We start from the raw sequence: 16,529 nt of genomic DNA, 5'->3' as shown, positions 1-16,529 counted from the left end.
GCTTGCCCCAAACTCCGACAGTTTTGCCCGTAAATCAGGTAAGTCACAAGAAGTGATAAACAAGAGGTAAAAAAAGAACTAAATAAAGAGGAGAAAAGCCTAGCGGTCTGAAGAAGGGGCAATATCAAAGTGGCGGCGATAAGCGCGTGAAAAACTGCCTTGATCACGAAAGCCTACCAGCATCGCGATATGGCCTAGGCTCAAGACACTGTGCCGCGCCAGGGTGCGCGCATGCTCCAAACGCCGCCGCTGCACATAGGCCAAGGGCGTGATGCCGGTCAGTTCGCGAAAGCAGGCATGAAAATGCCCAGGGCTCAGTGCACACAGGGCGGCCAGCTGTTCGACGCGGATATCATCGGCTAGATGCCGATCCAACCAGGCATCAAGGCGCTCCAAATCAAGTCGTTCACTCACACAGCGCGTGCCTAACTGGGCAACCGTTGAGGCGGGCTCATCCTGCAGATACATGGTCAGCGCGCGCAGTAGCAAAATGGCGATTTCATTTTGCAGCCCCGGGCACTGCTCAAGCTGATTTGCAAGCGCGTGGGTCAGCTGGTTTAACGCCGGAGGGATGGTGAAAAAGCGCGGCTTATCAAATAGACGCTCGATGTCATCGCCCTTTTCAAGGCTGACTAACTGGGCAACCGGAATATCCAGCACCAAGGTGCGATTGCTGCCATCGCCTTCATATTCATGATGTCGTGAAGAGGGAATCAAACAGCCACGGCGGGCGGTAACACGCTCCTCCTGCCCTTCCATGGCAAGCTCTGTCACCCCGCTGGTTGCTAGAATCAGCTGATGAAAGTCATGCGAGTGAGCCACATGCTCAGATGCCAGGTTTCGGCTTTGCAGCTCAAAACGGGTCATGGCAATCGCCTTTCTTATTGGAATCTATCTTTGCACTATAAAACGACCCAGAGCGAAAAAGCGAGCCAGCGAAGATGGCGCTAAATGTTTGCTTGGGGTCATTGAGATCGCCTTTACCTAACCGCTAAACCCTACATACCAGATCACGAAAGGCACCGCTGCCAGAAATACGATAGAGATCATGGCAAGCAACCCATCCCGGGTTAAGAGCCCTGCCGCGAAGCAGGCGATGGCGGCCGAAGCTATCGAACCAGAAGTAGGGATGACTTCCATAAACGGCATAAAAGGAGTAACCGCCAAAATAACGGCGAGCGGCAGATACAACCAAGGCGGCTTGACGAAAAACACCCAGCGCGGCTTGAGAAACCGCTCAACGAAATGCACCGGCTTGCGCAGCCAGTTAATCCCTTTGCAGAGCTTGCTGGTCGACAGATTTCTACGTGACATGAAGCCTGGTAGCCAGAGGCAGTCTCGGCCTAGGATCATCTGTGCGACGAGGATAAACTCGATGGCCGCAACAATCGCAGTGATGCCCGGTATCGAACTTGCCGGAGACGTCGAAATAAGAGCAAACATTAGCATTAGTGATGCAAAGGAGTGTGGGCCGAGTTCGTCCACAAGCGACCCAATCGTTACGTTTTGCCCTTGAACCGAGTGTTCAATATGATTAAGCACCTCGCTGAGTGCCCGCGTGGTGTTTTCGGCCATTATTGAGCTCCCTGCTCGCTATAAAGCCTTTCAGGCATTAAATGGGGCACCTGTATCCATGGCATCGAAAGAGCCGTCTAAAACACCTGTGCGATCACTTTCGAGTGTAGTTCAGATTTGTTTAATCAAATGTTAGATGTCGAGCCAGTGATGGTGTGAACCAATGCGGGTATGAGAAATCTTTATTCAAGCTCCATGGCATTTTTTTCTGGAATGCCAAAACCAAAAAAGGGCCTAGCGATAAACGCTAAGCCCTAAAATTTGGTGCCGGTGGCCAGACTCGAACTGGCACACCCGTAAAGGCGGCGGATTTTGAATCCGCTGCGTCTACCAATTCCGCCACACCGGCAATGGATGCGCATTATACGGAGATAACCCTTGAGGTCAATCACATTGACTGACTTTATCTAGCGAAGGGGGTATCCTATGCCGCCTGTTTGACCACTGTTAAGAGCCAACCCATGCAGCGCGCGGACTTTTATTTCGAGCTACCCGATGAGCTGATTGCTCGCTACCCTTCTGAACAGCGCAGCGACTGCCGTTTGCTGTGCGTGGATGGTCAGAGCGGCGCGCTTGAGCATCGCCAGTTTACGGATCTTCTTGAGCGCCTAAATCCCGGCGATTTGCTGGTATTTAACGATACCCGCGTGATCCCCGCCCGCCTGCACGGCCATAAAGCCAGCGGCGGCAAGGTAGAGATGCTGCTTGAGCGCCCGCTGGATAGCCATCGGGGCCTGGCGCATATCCGCTCGAGCAAATCGCCCAAGCCCGGCACCGAGCTGATTTTTGAAGGTGATATTCACGCCGTGGTGGAAGGCCGCCGCGATGCGCTGTTTGAGCTGCGCTTTTTGGGTGATACGCCGATGATCGCGCTATTAGAGCAGCATGGCCATATGCCGTTGCCGCCCTATATCACCCGGGAAGACGAACTCAGCGACCGCGAGCGTTACCAAACCGTTTACGCCCGCCGCGATGGCGCCGTGGCCGCCCCCACGGCGGGCCTGCATTTTGATCAGCCGATGCTGGATGCCCTGGCTGAAAAAGGCATCAACAGCGCGTTTGTCACTCTGCACGTGGGCGCGGGCACCTTTCAGCCGGTGCGGGTGGACAATATTCTTGAACACCATATGCACAGCGAGTGGATTGAGGTGTCGGAAGCCGCCTGCCAGCAGGTACGCGAGGCGCAAGCGGCGGGCAACCGGGTGATTGCGGTGGGCACCACCAGCGTGCGCTGTCTGGAAAGCGCCTGCCAGAAAAGCGATGACGGGCAGATAGCGCCCTACAGCGGGGATACGGATATCTTCATCTATCCAGGCTATGAGTGGCGCTGTGTGGATGCGTTGATTACCAACTTCCACCTGCCGGAATCGACGCTTTTGATGCTGGTGTCGGCGTTTGCCGGCTATGACACGATGATGAACGCCTACCGTGAAGCAGTTGCCGAACGCTACGCTTTCTTTAGTTATGGTGATGCGATGCTGCTTACCCGCTAGCGGCTACCCTGTAAAAGCCGCAACACCGCTTTATCGATGATTACTAAACGAGTTACGACAATGCGAAACGAATGCTTTATGCGCTTTGAGCGCCTGGCCGACGATGGCCGCGCTCGGCGCGGTCGCCTTCACTTCCCCCGTGGCACGGTTGAAACCCCCGCGTTTATGCCGGTGGGTACTTACGGCACCGTAAAAGGCATGACGCCGGATTCCATCAAGGAAATCGGCGCTGAAATCATCCTGGGCAATACCTTTCACCTATGGCTGCGCCCGGGCACCGAGGTCATTGAAGCCCACGGCGACCTGCACGACTTCGCCCAGTGGGATAAGCCGATCCTCACCGATTCCGGCGGCTTCCAGGTATTTTCGCTTGGCGAGATGCGTAAAATCACCGAGCAGGGCGTGCATTTCCGCTCGCCGGTAGATGGCAGCAAGGTGTTTATGGGTCCCGAAGAGTCCATGGCCGTGCAGCGCTCGCTGGGCTCTGATGTCGTGATGATCTTTGACGAGTGCACGCCCTACCCGGCCACTTATGAGGAAGCCGAGAAATCCATGGAGCTGTCACTGCGCTGGGCAAAGCGCTCCCGCGATGCCCACGGCGACTCGCCTTCAGCACTTTTCGGCATCATCCAAGGCGGCATGCACCCTGAGCTTCGCGAGCGCTCGCTCAAAGGGCTTTTAGAGATCGGCTTTGACGGTCTGGCGATTGGCGGGCTTTCCGTCGGCGAGCCGAAAGAAGAAATGATCAAGGTGCTCGACTATCTGCCCACCTGGATGCCTGACGATAAACCCCGCTATCTCATGGGCGTAGGCAAGCCTGAGGATCTTGTGGAAGGCGTGCGCCGCGGTGTGGATATGTTTGACTGCGTGATGCCGACCCGCAACGCGCGTAACGGCCACCTGTTTACTGCCGATGGCACGGTCAAGATTCGCAACGCCAAGCATCGCCATGACACCAGTCCCCTTGAAGAAGGTTGTGACTGCTATACCTGCAAGAATTTCTCGCGCGGCTATCTTCACCACCTGGACCGCTGCAACGAAATGCTGGGTTCGATGCTCAATACCATCCACAACCTGCGCTACTACCAGCGTGTAATGGCTGATTTGCGCGCGGCAATCGAAGCGGGTACATTGACGACCTTTGTGGAAGGCTTTTATGCCCGGCGCGGCCTACCGGTGCCTCCCCTAGCCGAATAGAGTTCACCCGCTTTGGCGGGTGAGCAAAGGGGCGCTCATCAACCTAAGCGTTAATCAGCGCCTCTTCTAACCCTTTCACCCATTTAGGGTATTAACCCAGGAGTTCTCTGCAATGCTGGATTTCTTCATCTCACCAGCCCACGCCCAAGAAGCGGCCGCTGGCGGTGGTATCGCGCAAATCGTCATGCTGGTCGGTTTTGTGCTGATTTTCTACTTCCTGTTGTGGCGCCCCCAAGCCAAGCGTGCCAAGCAGCACAAGCAGCTGGTGACTAGCTTGGACAAAGGCGATGAAGTCGTCATTGGCGGTGGTCTGGTAGGCCGCGTCACAAAGGTCAGCGATGAGTTCCTGACCCTTGAAGTGTCTGAAGGCACCGAAGTTAACGTGCAGAAGAATGCCGTTGCCGCCGTACTGCCGAAGGGCACCATTAAGTCCATCTAACGCCCGCAACTCCCCCTGCCGATCCAGTGCCAGCCACCCCGGCAGGGGTGCCATGGTAGGTACGATGGTAAATTTTGCTGTGCATGGAATCCCCATGCACAGCAATTCCGTTTGTAATTGAAGGCAGGGCTTGCATGCTCAACCGTTACCCCCTGTGGAAGTATCTACTGATACTGGTCGTCCTGGTGGTTGGCCTTATCTATTCGCTTCCCAACTTATTCCCCGCAGATCCCGCTATTCAGCTCAGCAGCGCCCAGGGTGACACGCTGGAATTGCGTCAAATCCAACGCGTTGAAAGCGCACTTGAAGAAAACGACATCGTCGTCAAAGCCTCTGAGCAAGAAAACGGCCAGTGGCTGATTCGCTTGCGCAACAATGATGACCAGCTAAGCGCTCGCGATATTGCCGCTGATCTCTTAGGCAGCGATGCAACCGTGGCACTTAACCTTGCAGACGCCACGCCTCCATGGCTGCAGGCGTTTTCCGCCTCCCCCATGACGCTGGGTCTTGATCTGCGCGGTGGCGTTCACTTCCTGCTGGAAGTGGATATGGAAGCGGCACTCACCCAGCGCCTGGAAGTCAATGCCAGCGCCATGCGTGAACTGTTGCGCAGCGAACGTATTCGTTATCGCAACACCGAGGTTGAAGACCGTACGCTGTCGATCGACTTTGCAAGCTCTGAAGACCGCGACAGCGCACGCCGCTTGATTAGCCGTGACTTCCCCAATTTCGAATACAGCACGCAAGGCAGTGGTCGGTCTTCTTCGCTGGTGATGACGCTGAGCGATCAGACCGTCAACGAAATTCAGGACTACGCGATCAACCAAAACTTAACCACCCTGCGTAATCGGGTGAATGAGCTGGGTGTTGCCGAGCCAATGGTTCAACGCCAAGGGCCGAACCAGATTGTGGTCGAGCTACCCGGCGTACAGGACACCGTAGCGGCCAAGCGGATCGTGGGCGCGACGGCGAACCTTGAGTTCCGCCTGGAAGCACGCAACGACACGCCTAATGCAGAAACCGAAACCCTCTCATTCCGTAATGATGCAGCACGCTCGGCCGAGCTGATGCGCGACGTAATCATTACCGGCGACAGCGTTTCCAGCGCCAGCAATAGCTTCGATGAAAACGGTCGTCCGCAGGTAAATATCAATTTGGATGGCACCGGCGGCACGCTGATGAACCGCGCCACGCGCACCAATATCGGCCGCAACATGGCGGTGCTGTTCATCGAGCATAAGAGCGAAGACACGGTGGTCACCGACCCGGATACCGGCGAAGAAACCATTGAGCGCGAGCCTTATGTTGAGCGCGGCCTAATCAGCTTAGCGACCATTCAAAGCGCACTGGGTAACAGCTTCCGGATTACCGGCCTGGACTCGCCGACAGAAGCCGCTGAGCTTGCGCTGCTGCTACGTTCCGGTTCGCTGGCCGCGCCGATTTACTTCGTGCAGGAGCGCACCATTGGCCCAAGCCTGGGTGCGGAAAACATCGATCGCGGCCTGCTGTCGGTGCAAATCGGCTTGCTGCTGCTAGTGCTGTTTATGCTGGCGCGCTACAAAGTGTTCGGTATTTTTGCCAACGTTGCTCTCGCCCTCAACCTGACGATTCTGGTCGCGGTAATGTCGATGCTGGGCGCCACACTCACCCTGCCGGGTATCGCCGGTATCGTACTGACGCTGGGTATGGCGGTGGATGCCAACGTGCTGATCTTTGAGCGCATACGTGAAGAACTGCGTAACGGGCTATCGATTCAGCAGGCCATTCATGCAGGCTACGAGCGCGCCTTTACCTCGATTGTCGATGCCAACATCACCACGCTGTTAGTCGCGGTGATCCTGTTCTCGATTGGTACCGGCCCGGTCAAAGGATTTGCGGTCACGCTCTCTATCGGCATTTTGACGTCCATGTTCACCGCGCTAATGGTGACACGCGCCATGGTCAACCTGACCTACGGCAGCAAACCCGTCAAAAAGCTGTGGATCTGAAGAACATGGATCTGAAGAACATGGATCTGAAGAGCATGGACCTGAAGAGCATGAACCTGAACCACGCGCTCAGCCCAGAATTTAAGAGGTGGTAATGAAACCCCTATCAAACCTGCAAATCGACTTTATGGGACGGCGCAACCTGGCGTTCATCGTCTCTGCTGTAATGCTGATTGTGTCGATTGGCGCCCTGGTGTTCCAACAGCTCAATCTGGGGCTCGACTTCACCGGGGGCACGCTGATTGAGGTTCGCTATGGCGCAGCACCCTCTTTGGATGCTATCCGCCAACTGATGGTGGATAGCGGCTTTAGGGATGTCTCGGTACAAACCTTCGGCGCCTCAACCGAGGTTCTGATCCGTTTGCAGCAAGCGTTTGACCCTGATGTGGGCAGCGATGTCGTCAACCTGCTGCGCACCAGCGGTGAAAACGTCAACCTGGTGCGTGCCGAGTTCGTCGGCGCCCAAGTAGGTGACCAACTGCGTGATCAAAGCGGCCTGGGCCTGCTGGTCGCACTCGGCGTGGTAATGCTGTATGTCGCTTTCCGCTTCCAGTACAAGTTTGCCATCGGGGCGCTTTTAGCCCTGCTTCACGATGTAATGATCGTGGTGGGCATCTTCGCGCTGTTCCAGCTGGAGTTCGACCTGACGGTACTGGCGGCTATTCTGGCGGTTATCGGCTACTCACTAAACGATACGATCGTGGTGTATGACCGCATTCGTGAAACAATCCGCACCTCGCGTATCGATGATATGCCGCAGATCTTTAACGAAGCGATCAATGCCACCCTGTCGCGGACGCTGGCCACCTCCGGCACCACAATGCTGGTGTTGATTGCCCTGCTGATCCTCGGCGGCGATATGATCGAGAACTTTGCGATCGCTCTGCTGATCGGCATCGGCGTGGGTACGTTCTCCTCCATCTACATCTCGGGTGCCCTGCTGCTTCCGCTCAAACTTTCGCGTGAGGACCTGATCCCCACCAAGAAAGCCATTGATGAAGAGGAAGAAGAGCTGCCCTGAAAGAAAGCGGTGTTCCAACACTGATAAGCAGCCAACAAAAAGGCCCTGCCGAAATAACCCGGCAGGGCCTTTTTAGTACGTAAATAATAAATAGCTATTCATTACCCACTATTCACAACTCACAACTCACCATTCACCATTCACCAACTCACTATTCACCATTCACAACTCACCAATTACTATTTACCACTTACCATTCACTACTTAAAAATGCGGCGCCAGCTGCTTGATCAGCGCTTTATACAGACGTGGGCCTGCGGCCATCAGCTGCCCTTCTACCTTGACGCTGGGCTGGCCATCGGGCGTGCCCATCAGCGCACCGGCTTCTTTAAGAATCAGGCTGCCTACCTGCATATCCTGCTCTTCCATACCCAGCACAAACGCGCTATCAACACGACCGCTAGCCAGTTCGCACATATCCAGCAGGCCGCTACCGGTTGCCAACAGCGTTTCTACCTGGGGGGCAAGCTGTTGGGTCACGGAAAGATAGGCAGGGAGATTACGAGGGCGCAGCCAGGCTTCGGGAAGGCTCATGGCCAGGCGCGTGCCGGTAATCGCAGTAGGTTTACTAACCCGCATACGTTTACCATTGTGCTGAGCGCCGCGGCCGCGGCTGGCGATATATTCATCATCACCAAACGGCGAAATGACCACCGCGTGTTCCGGACGGCCTTTAACAAGACACACCACTGAGAGAGCAAAGCCTTTACTCGCCACCGCTAAATTAGAGTAGCCATGCATGGGTTCAATCTTCCAGACGGTATCAGCACCCTCGCCTTCACCTGATTTGTGTGAAGTATAACGGCCAACGTAGCCGTGCAGGGGGTAGCCGCGCTCCAATTGATGCACAATAGTCGCTTCAGCCTTGCGCGCCGTATCTTCTAGCAGGCGGTCAAGATTGGACTCTTCATGGGCGTTTTCGATACGTTCACGGACACGTAAAAATTGTTCAACCGCGCTGCGCGCTGCGCGCAACGTAAATTGGACCATCGGATTCATGATCGGGCCTTGTCGCAGTGATGTTAAAGAACAGTAGGCAGGGGGTTGCCTTTGGCGCGCAATTCTAGCAGACCACTCGCAGGCATGCTATCGACTCGTGCTAAACTGGCCGTTTTCCGCTTTTGATCATCAAGCCCGCTTACCGAGCCCTATCCACCGAGCCCCATCACTATGCTTGAACGTATTCGTATTGTTTTAATCGGCACCAGTCATCCCGGCAATATAGGCGGCGTTGCCCGCGCCATGCACAATATGGGCTTGGCCGATTTAGCTCTGGTCGCTCCTCGCTGTGAAATCATTACCCAAGACAGTATTTCCCGCGCCTCCGGTGCTGACCACCTTTTGCATCAGGCAAGCGTACACGCGACGCTTGAAGAGGCCGTGACCGACTGCACGCTAGCGGTGGGCGCCAGCGCCCGTTCGCGCACCCTCCCCTGGCCCATGCTAACCCCTCGTGAAGTGGCGGATCGTCTGCCTGGCGAGTGCCAAACGCCTGATTCACGCGTAGCGCTGGTCTTTGGTCGTGAAGATAGCGGCCTGACCAACGCCGAGCTTCAGCGCTGCCATGCCCATGTGCATATTCCCACCAACGCAGATTTTAGCTCGCTTAACCTGGCCGCCGCGGTGCAGGTGCTGGCCTATGAGTGCCGCATGGCCTGGCTAAGCCAGCAAGGTGCCGCGCCTGTGCCTGATGCGAATGATGAATTAGCCCTAGTAACTCATGAAGAGTTAGAGCGCTATTTTGAACACCTGGAACGCACGCTGATCACGATTGAGTTTCACGACCCAGCACAACCTCGCCAACTGATGGCGCGGCTGCGCCGGCTCTATTTGCGCGCGCGGCCAGAGAAAATGGAAATGAATATTTTACGCGGCATTTTATCTGCCACTGAAAAAGCGGCAGGCAAGTAATAACCGAACCACTTTAATAGGCAGGGCAGGCGTAAACTTGAAGTTACTGTCAGGTGCCCCAACCTCGCTACCCTGCTAACGGTATTTTAATTGCTTAACTGGCCGTTTTATTGACCGTCGTGCCTGAGCTGACCCAAGGATCCTCCATGTTCCAACGCCTACGTGAAGATATTAACAGCGTATTTGACCGCGACCCGGCGGCCCGTAACTTTTTAGAGGTTCTGACCAACTACCCAGGCCTCCACGCGCTGCTGATTCACCGTTGCGGTCACTGGCTATGGAAAAAAAATCTAAAATGGCTGGCCCGAACGCTCTCCACGTTTTCCCGCTGGCTGACCGGTATTGAAATTCACCCTGGCGCCACCATAGGGCGGCGCTTTTTTATCGATCATGGAATGGGCGTGGTGATCGGTGAAACGGCGCTGGTGGGCGATAACGTCACGCTTTACCAAGGCGTGACGCTTGGCGGCACCAGTTGGAATAAAGGCAAACGTCACCCCACCCTTGAAGACGGCGTGATTGTCGGGGCGGGTGCTAAAATACTCGGCCCCTTTACCGTAGGTGCAGGTGCTAAAATCGGCTCTAACGCAGTGGTCACTAAAGAAGTACCCCCCGGTGCCACCGTTGTCGGCATACCCGGCAAAATCGTTAAGCGCGCCGACCCAGATGTAGAAGAGGCGCTGGATGTGGACCCGATCCGCCGCGAAGCGATTTGCCAGAAATTCGGCTTTGATGCCTACGGGGTAAGTCAGGATATGCCCGACCCTGTCGCCCGCTCCATGCAGGCGATGCTCGATCATATGCACGCCGTGGACGAGCGCATTGAGCGTATGTGCTCAACGCTAAGCAAGCTGGACGCCAACTACCACGATGGGCACCTACCGAAACTACGCGATGAAGACTTTGCTGGCGTGCTGGATGAACACAACACTGGCTGTGCCGCCCCGGAAAAGCCCGCCACACAGCCAGGCAAGCCCGAGATAGGCATTAACGATGATAGCCTGCCGCCGCGTAATGGTTGACCAAACTACTCGGGCTTTCCCATAATGGCAGCACATTTGTCGGGAGCACGCTGAAGGTTCAGCGTCGAGGTGCCTGTCATGCGTTTAACTACCAAAGGCCGTTACGCGGTTACCGCCATGCTTGATCTGGCCCTGAATGATCAATACGGCCCGACCAGCCTGGGGGATATTTCGCAGCGTCAGGAGATATCACTCTCCTACCTTGAGCAGCTGTTTGCCCGGCTTCGCCGCTCAGGGCTTGTGCGTAGCGTTCGCGGTCCAGGCGGTGGTTATCTGCTGAGCAAACCGGCAAGCGATATCAGCGTCTCAGCGGTGATTGACGCCGTGGATGAAACGGTAGACGCCACGCGCTGCCAAGGGTTATCCGACTGCCAACAGGGCAACACGTGCTTAACACATCATCTGTGGTGCGAACTATCCGGCCAGATTCGGCACTTTTTAGATGACATCACGCTTGCCCAATTGATGCAGCGCCCCGATGTACTACGTATTGCCTCGCGGCAAAGAAATCGTGTTGAAGCGGGTATTCTCGCCTCATCACCGTAATGGCCAAGCGGCACACTATCGCTATCTGGCGCTTTTGAATTAAGCGGGTTCCCATGACGACGACAACCACACCTTCGCTACCGATTTATCTGGATTACGCCGCCACCGCGCCGGTAGACGCCCGCGTGGCCGAGGTTATGCAGCGCTACCTGACGGTTGATCAGCTGTTTGCCAACCCCGCTTCGCGCAGCCATATGCTGGGCTGGCAGGCCGAACAGGTAGTCGAGCAGGCACGTCGTCAGGTAGCCGACACGATTGGTGCTGATCCGCGCGAAATCGTCTGGACCAGCGGCGCGACAGAGGCCAATAACCTGGCGCTGATTGGCTACATGCGGGCCAACCGCGAACGCGGCATGCATTTGGTGACCTCGACCATTGAGCATAAAGCAGTCGTGGACACTGCCCTTGCGCTGGAAAGTGAAGGTTTTGAAATCACCTGGCTAACGCCTGGGCAGGATGGCACCGTCACAACCGAGCAGCTACGCGCCGCCATGCGCGATGATACCGCGCTGGTTTCGTTAATGGCGGTGAACAACGAACTGGGCAGCATTAACGACATTGCCGCGCTCGCCGCCATCGCCCACGAATTCGGCGCCGTTTTTCATACCGACGCCGCCCAGGCCGTGGGCCGAATTCCGCTGAATGTAGTTGCTCAGGAAATCGATCTGATGTCGCTTTCCGGGCATAAATCCTACGGACCCAAAGGGGTTGGCGCGCTGTATGTTAAGCGCCACCCCGACATCCGCCTTGAAGCGCTGATCCATGGCGGTGGGCACGAGCGCGGTATGCGCTCAGGCACCCTGCCCACCCATCAAATTGCCGGGATGGGTGAAGCCTTTGCACTCATCCATAAAGAATACGCCGAGGATCAGGCGCATATTGCCAACCTGCAACAGCGCTTTTTGGCTGGGCTTGCCGATCTTGACGGGGTGGTAGCCAATACACCGCTTGACCGGGCGGTACCCAACATCCTGAACCTTGCGTTTGAAGGTATCGATGGTGAGTCGCTGCTGATGGCCCTGCGCGATGTCGCCGTGTCCACCGGCTCGGCCTGCAACTCGGCAAGCATTGACCCGTCTTATGTATTATTGGGGGTAGGCATTCCGCGCGGCCTGGCGCTCTCCTCGCTACGTTTTAGCTTTGGGCGCTTCACCACCCAAAACGATATTGACCATGCGTTAACCCTCATTCGCCATGCGGTGAGCGGTTTACGAACACTGCCACGCTAAGCGGCTGGCGCATTTTTTAGGAGGACGCCCCATGGCAACACTCAACATTACCTCAGCTGCCGCACAACAGATCCGCCATGTGCTTGATGAGCGCGGTCAGGGTTTAGGCCTGCGCGTATCGGTCAAACCCAGCGGCTGCTCGGGCTATAGCTATGTGCTGGATTTTGCAGATGAAGTCGGCGATGACGAAATTCACTTTGAAGATCATGGTGCCAGCGTGTATGTAGCGCCCGATGCGCTTGAGATGCTCGACGGCAGCGAAGTGGACTATGTCAGCGAAGGATTGAACCGCTTTTTCAAGTTCAATAACCCGAATGTAAAAGACGAATGCGGCTGCGGCGAAAGCTTTACGGTGTAATACGCAGGCGCCCATGTCATCATCGGTATTCAATGTTGGCTTGAGGCGCTATAATCGCGCCCACTCGGTAAACGGTGAACACGACCGTACGCTTGCCGAAACGATTTTCCTTCGCCGCCCCGGCTTGCCGAGGCGGCAATTTCTGCTTTATCACTTTTTTTAAAGGCCTCAAGGAGATATTTACATGGCTACTGAACGCACTCTGTCTATCATCAAGCCCGATGCCGTTGCTAAAAATGCGATCGGCGACATCATCGCGCGCTTTGAAAAAGCCGGCCTGCAGGTCGTTGCCGCTAAAATGACCCACCTTTCTGAAGAGAAAGCGGGCGGCTTCTACGCTGAGCACAAAGAGCGTCCGTTCTTTAAAGACCTGGTTGGCTTCATGACGTCAGGCCCGGTGGTTGTTCAAGTACTGGAAGGCGAAGGCGCCATTGCCAAAAACCGTGATCTGATGGGTGCAACCAACCCGAAAGAAGCGGCACCGGGTACTATCCGTGCTGACTTTGCGGAAACAATCGACGCCAACGCTGTCCATGGTTCCGATTCTCCTGAAAGTGCTGAGCGTGAAATTAGTTACTTCTTCGGTAACGATGAAATCTGCCCGCGCTAATTAATTAGCGGCGCCGTTTCAACGTTCGTTGCCGGCCATTTTCGCGGGGGCTTTGCCCCCGCCCCTTTCCAGAACGCTGACCGCCATGACCACCACCGTAGCCCAACATACGCCCGCTCCCCAATCCACGTCTGACAGTGTAACGCCAGCGGAAAAAGCGCCTGAGCGCCAGAACCTGCTGGGGCTGTCGTGCGAACAGATGGAAGCGTTCTTTTTGTCGATTGGCGAGAAGAAGTTTCGCGCCGCCCAACTGATGAAATGGATCCACCAGGAAGGTAGCGACGACTTTACCGCCATGACTAACCTGTCTAAGCCACTGCGGGAAAAGCTGGCGAAGGTGGCAGAGATTCGTGGCCCCAGCGTTATTTATGAAGGCACTTCAAGCGACGGTACGCGCAAGTGGGTGCTTGAAGTCGAAGACGGAAGCTACGTTGAGACAGTCCTAATTCCGGCCGAGAACGGTAAACGCCGCACGCTGTGCGTGTCTTCCCAGGTTGGCTGTTCACTGGACTGTAGCTTTTGCTCTACCGGCAAACAGGGTTTTCAGCGCAATTTAACCGCTGCCGAAATCATTGGCCAGGTATGGGTTGCCCAGCGCAGCGTAGGTCCGCGCCGTGACACCGCCAACCGCCCGGTCACCAACGTGGTCATGATGGGCATGGGTGAACCCCTGCTCAACTTCGACAACGTGCTGCCCGCTATGAAGCTGATGCTGGACGATAACGGCTATGGCTTGTCCAAACGCCGCGTCACGCTGTCTACTTCTGGCGTTGTCCCCATGATCGACAAACTGGGCGACGAAATTGACGTCAGCCTGGCCATTTCTCTACACGCCTCGACCGACGAGCTGCGTAACGAGCTGGTGCCGATCAACCGCAAGTACAACATCCGCATGCTGCTGGATGCTTGTCATCGCTATTTATCCAAATGCCCGGATAATCGCCAAGTCACGATCGAGTACACCTTGATCAAAGACGTGAATGACCAGCAGGAGCACGCCGAACAGCTAGCCGCTCTGCTTAAAGAGCTGCCTTGTAAGATTAATCTGATACCGTTTAACCCGTTCCCCAATTCAGGGTATGAGAAGCCTTCACGCAATCAGGTGATGCGTTTTCAACAGTGGCTTTACGATCTGGAGTACAACGCCACGGTACGTGTCACCCGCGGTGATGATATTGATGCCGCCTGTGGTCAGTTGGTGGGCCGCGTAAAAGACCGCACCAAACGCAGCGCACGCTACATCCAATCCGTGCAGCTTGACGCTGACTAAACGGTGCTTATCTTGACTTCCGACGAGCACGGCGCTTTGATGGACACGTTTTTATGCGTCGTGTCGGCGGTCAGTTGGCGATTTACACCACGAGAGCAGCTATGATTTCTCAAAGGCAATTATGATTGGTCACTGCAGGCATTTTAACCCGTTGCGGGTGCCCATACTTGCTGCTTTGCTCAGCAGTGTGTGGCTAGCTGGCTGTGCCACGTCAAACGATTTGCCTGCCAAGGCCAACACCGACGCCAAGGATGCCTACACCCAACTGGGCGTCGCGTACCTGGAACGTGATAACCTGCCCAGGGCACGTGCCGCTTTAGGGCGGGCTTTGGAAATCGCCCCCAACCACGGCGAAGCGTTGCAGGCTCTGGCGCTGGTTTATCAACAGCAGGGCGACGTTGAACTGGCTAATACGTATTTTCAACAGGCCATTGATGTCGCACCCATGTTTACCCGTGCCCGTAATAACTACGCGGCATTTTTGTATCAGCAGGGGCATATTGCCGCCGCCTGCGAACAGCTGGAACACGCATCCCAAGATGCCCAGTATGCCAATCGCGCCCAGCTTTTCACTAACCTGGGCCAATGTTATCTGGCGCTGGAAGAATTTGATAAAGCGCGCGGACGTTTAGCCCGCGCGCAGCGTATCGACCCGCAAAGTCCGCGGGGATATTTTTTATTAGCCGAATTGGAAGTTTCCCAGGGCAATTACCGTAATGCCTGGTCGCCGCTGCAAACCTACCTGCAGTTGGCCGGACCAGACCAAGCAGCGCTGGAAATGGCGATAGATATCGCCCGCGCCCAAGGCGACCACGCGACGGCAGCTGACTACCAGCGCAGGCTTGGCACTTATTAATTGACGCCCTGATCACCTAATTATTTAAGGATGCTCAGCCATGAGCGACACACAGTTACAAGATAGCGTCACTACTTCCCGCACAGCCGCCTCACCCGGCGAGATTTTGTTACGCCAGCGTGAACAGCTAGGCGTACCGCTGGGCGAAGCTGCCCGAGCGCTCAATTTGCGCCCAGCCGTTGTCGAAGGCCTTGAGCAGGACCGCTATGACGAAATTCCGGTTACCGCCTATCGCCGAGGCTACCTGCGCTCCTACGCTAAATACCTGGGTCTTAACGAGCACCTGGTTTTAGATGCTTATCAGGAGCGCTATGGCGTTGCGGATACCGAACGTAAAGTAGCCCCCGTATCGGTTAGCCGCCCGCCCTCAAAGCTTGGTGCCTGGCTTTTTAGGCTGGTCACGGTACTGGTGATTGCAGGTCTGATCGGCGTGACCGTCATGTGGTGGCAAAGCCGCGGTGGCAGCGAGCCGCCCAGCTTTGGTGATAACCCTCCCGTAGAGGAAGGCGGCGAACCTATGTCCGCAGCCGATGAAGGTGCCGAACCCACACCGCCCACGACGCCTGCTCTATCTTCAGAGCAGGTCAGCCAGCCTGACAGCGCTGGCGATGCGGCGGATGCGACTGAAAGCAATGCTGCAGCGCAGGAAGCTTCAAACGACGAACAAGCCCCCACAGTGAGCGATGTCGCGGCCTTGGATATTGCCGCCTCCACCGAAGCGGATGCCGCTGACGAAGAGGAAACGGCACCTCCGGCGGGCAATGCCAACCGGATGGAGCTTACGTTTAACGAGCAGTCCTGGACCGAAATTTTCGATGCCAATAACCAACGCGTGTTTGTTGGCCTGCAAACGCCCGGCACCACCGCAACCGTTGAAGGTGAGCCGCCGTTTCGCTTAACCGTAGGAAACGCCACTGGCGTCGTGCTGCGCTATCAAGGTGAGCAGGTCGATCTTGCACAGCGCGCCGGCGCCAACAATGTAGCCCGATTTACCCTGGGAGAGTGACCCGTCTT

Annotated in this window: 17 protein-coding genes and 1 tRNA gene; 14 read left to right on the top strand and 4 right to left on the bottom strand. The window is 55.9% G+C overall.

What is annotated here, in order from left to right:
- Positions 1-99 precede the first annotated feature (99 nt).
- From ACT3R7_RS17380 to ACT3R7_RS17370, 3 genes are all read right to left on the bottom strand, one after another.
- Positions 100-867 (bottom strand): helix-turn-helix transcriptional regulator, encoded by a 768-nt coding sequence (locus ACT3R7_RS17380; protein ID WP_193090880.1) that lies wholly within the window; start codon positions 865-867, stop codon positions 100-102.
- A 117-nt stretch (positions 868-984) separates the two neighbouring features.
- On the bottom strand, positions 985-1,575 hold the full coding sequence (locus tag ACT3R7_RS17375; RefSeq protein ID WP_193090879.1) for an exopolysaccharide biosynthesis protein: 591 nt from the start codon (positions 1,573-1,575) through the stop codon (positions 985-987).
- A 262-nt stretch (positions 1,576-1,837) separates the two neighbouring features.
- Positions 1,838-1,924, bottom strand: a tRNA-Leu gene (locus ACT3R7_RS17370).
- A 112-nt stretch (positions 1,925-2,036) separates the two neighbouring features.
- On the opposite strand from ACT3R7_RS17370, the gene queA reads away from it, so the two are divergent.
- The 5 genes from queA to secF all read left to right on the top strand — a co-directional run bounded on the left by queA (position 2,037) and on the right by secF (position 7,713).
- On the top strand, positions 2,037-3,068 hold the full coding sequence (gene queA / locus ACT3R7_RS17365; RefSeq protein WP_193090821.1) for a tRNA preQ1(34) S-adenosylmethionine ribosyltransferase-isomerase QueA: 1,032 nt from the start codon (positions 2,037-2,039) through the stop codon (positions 3,066-3,068).
- Between the two features lie 78 nt (positions 3,069-3,146).
- Entirely contained in the window at positions 3,147-4,265 is a 1,119-nt protein-coding gene (gene tgt / locus ACT3R7_RS17360; protein WP_456064846.1) for a tRNA guanosine(34) transglycosylase Tgt, read from the top strand.
- A 112-nt stretch (positions 4,266-4,377) separates the two neighbouring features.
- Complete coding sequence (gene yajC / locus ACT3R7_RS17355) at positions 4,378-4,704, top strand: preprotein translocase subunit YajC (protein WP_018918121.1); 327 nt, start codon at positions 4,378-4,380, stop codon at positions 4,702-4,704.
- Between the two features lie 134 nt (positions 4,705-4,838).
- Positions 4,839-6,692, top strand: a complete 1,854-nt coding sequence (gene secD, locus ACT3R7_RS17350; RefSeq protein WP_193090819.1) for a protein translocase subunit SecD — start codon at positions 4,839-4,841, stop codon at positions 6,690-6,692.
- 94 nt (positions 6,693-6,786) lie between these two features.
- On the top strand, positions 6,787-7,713 hold the full coding sequence (gene secF, locus ACT3R7_RS17345) for a protein translocase subunit SecF (RefSeq protein ID WP_192538612.1): 927 nt from the start codon (positions 6,787-6,789) through the stop codon (positions 7,711-7,713).
- Positions 7,714-7,917: 204 nt separating this feature from the next.
- Here secF and ACT3R7_RS17340 read toward each other — a convergent pair whose 3' ends face one another.
- Positions 7,918-8,712 (bottom strand): inositol monophosphatase family protein, encoded by a 795-nt coding sequence (locus tag ACT3R7_RS17340; protein ID WP_193090818.1) that lies wholly within the window; start codon positions 8,710-8,712, stop codon positions 7,918-7,920.
- 171 nt (positions 8,713-8,883) lie between these two features.
- On the opposite strand from ACT3R7_RS17340, the gene ACT3R7_RS17335 reads away from it, so the two are divergent.
- The 9 genes from ACT3R7_RS17335 (at position 8,884) to ACT3R7_RS17295 (ending at position 16,521) form a co-directional block, all read left to right on the top strand.
- On the top strand, positions 8,884-9,624 hold the full coding sequence (locus ACT3R7_RS17335; RefSeq protein WP_193090817.1) for an RNA methyltransferase: 741 nt from the start codon (positions 8,884-8,886) through the stop codon (positions 9,622-9,624).
- Between the two features lie 146 nt (positions 9,625-9,770).
- On the top strand, positions 9,771-10,646 hold the full coding sequence (gene cysE, locus ACT3R7_RS17330) for a serine O-acetyltransferase (protein ID WP_193090816.1): 876 nt from the start codon (positions 9,771-9,773) through the stop codon (positions 10,644-10,646).
- Between the two features lie 78 nt (positions 10,647-10,724).
- Positions 10,725-11,192 carry a Fe-S cluster assembly transcriptional regulator IscR gene (gene iscR, locus ACT3R7_RS17325; protein WP_192538608.1) on the top strand — a complete coding sequence of 156 codons (468 nt, stop codon included), beginning with the start codon at positions 10,725-10,727 and terminating at the stop codon, positions 11,190-11,192.
- A gap of 53 nt (positions 11,193-11,245) precedes the next feature.
- The gene (locus tag ACT3R7_RS17320) at positions 11,246-12,421 is read left to right on the top strand and encodes an aminotransferase class V-fold PLP-dependent enzyme (RefSeq protein WP_193090815.1); all 1,176 of its coding nucleotides are present in this window, start codon (positions 11,246-11,248) and stop codon (positions 12,419-12,421) included.
- 31 nt (positions 12,422-12,452) lie between these two features.
- Positions 12,453-12,779 carry a HesB/IscA family protein gene (locus ACT3R7_RS17315; RefSeq protein ID WP_192538606.1) on the top strand — a complete coding sequence of 109 codons (327 nt, stop codon included), beginning with the start codon at positions 12,453-12,455 and terminating at the stop codon, positions 12,777-12,779.
- A gap of 184 nt (positions 12,780-12,963) precedes the next feature.
- Complete coding sequence (gene ndk / locus ACT3R7_RS17310) at positions 12,964-13,389, top strand: nucleoside-diphosphate kinase (RefSeq protein ID WP_018918130.1); 426 nt, start codon at positions 12,964-12,966, stop codon at positions 13,387-13,389.
- 85 nt (positions 13,390-13,474) lie between these two features.
- Positions 13,475-14,659 carry a dual-specificity RNA methyltransferase RlmN gene (gene rlmN, locus ACT3R7_RS17305; protein WP_192538604.1) on the top strand — a complete coding sequence of 395 codons (1,185 nt, stop codon included), beginning with the start codon at positions 13,475-13,477 and terminating at the stop codon, positions 14,657-14,659.
- A 121-nt stretch (positions 14,660-14,780) separates the two neighbouring features.
- On the top strand, positions 14,781-15,515 hold the full coding sequence (gene pilW / locus ACT3R7_RS17300; RefSeq protein ID WP_193090814.1) for a type IV pilus biogenesis/stability protein PilW: 735 nt from the start codon (positions 14,781-14,783) through the stop codon (positions 15,513-15,515).
- Between the two features lie 40 nt (positions 15,516-15,555).
- Positions 15,556-16,521: a RodZ domain-containing protein gene (locus ACT3R7_RS17295; protein ID WP_193090813.1), complete on the top strand. Its 966-nt coding sequence runs from the start codon at positions 15,556-15,558 to the stop codon at positions 16,519-16,521.
- Positions 16,522-16,529: the final 8 nt, after the last annotated feature.

The sequence above is a fragment of the Halomonas sp. AOP43-A1-21 genome (assembly GCF_052376775.1).
In the GTDB taxonomy this organism is placed as follows: domain Bacteria; phylum Pseudomonadota; class Gammaproteobacteria; order Pseudomonadales; family Halomonadaceae; genus Vreelandella; species Vreelandella colorata.
The sequence above is the reverse complement of the archived record's forward strand: the minus strand, read 5'-3'. Positions and strand labels throughout refer to the sequence as shown.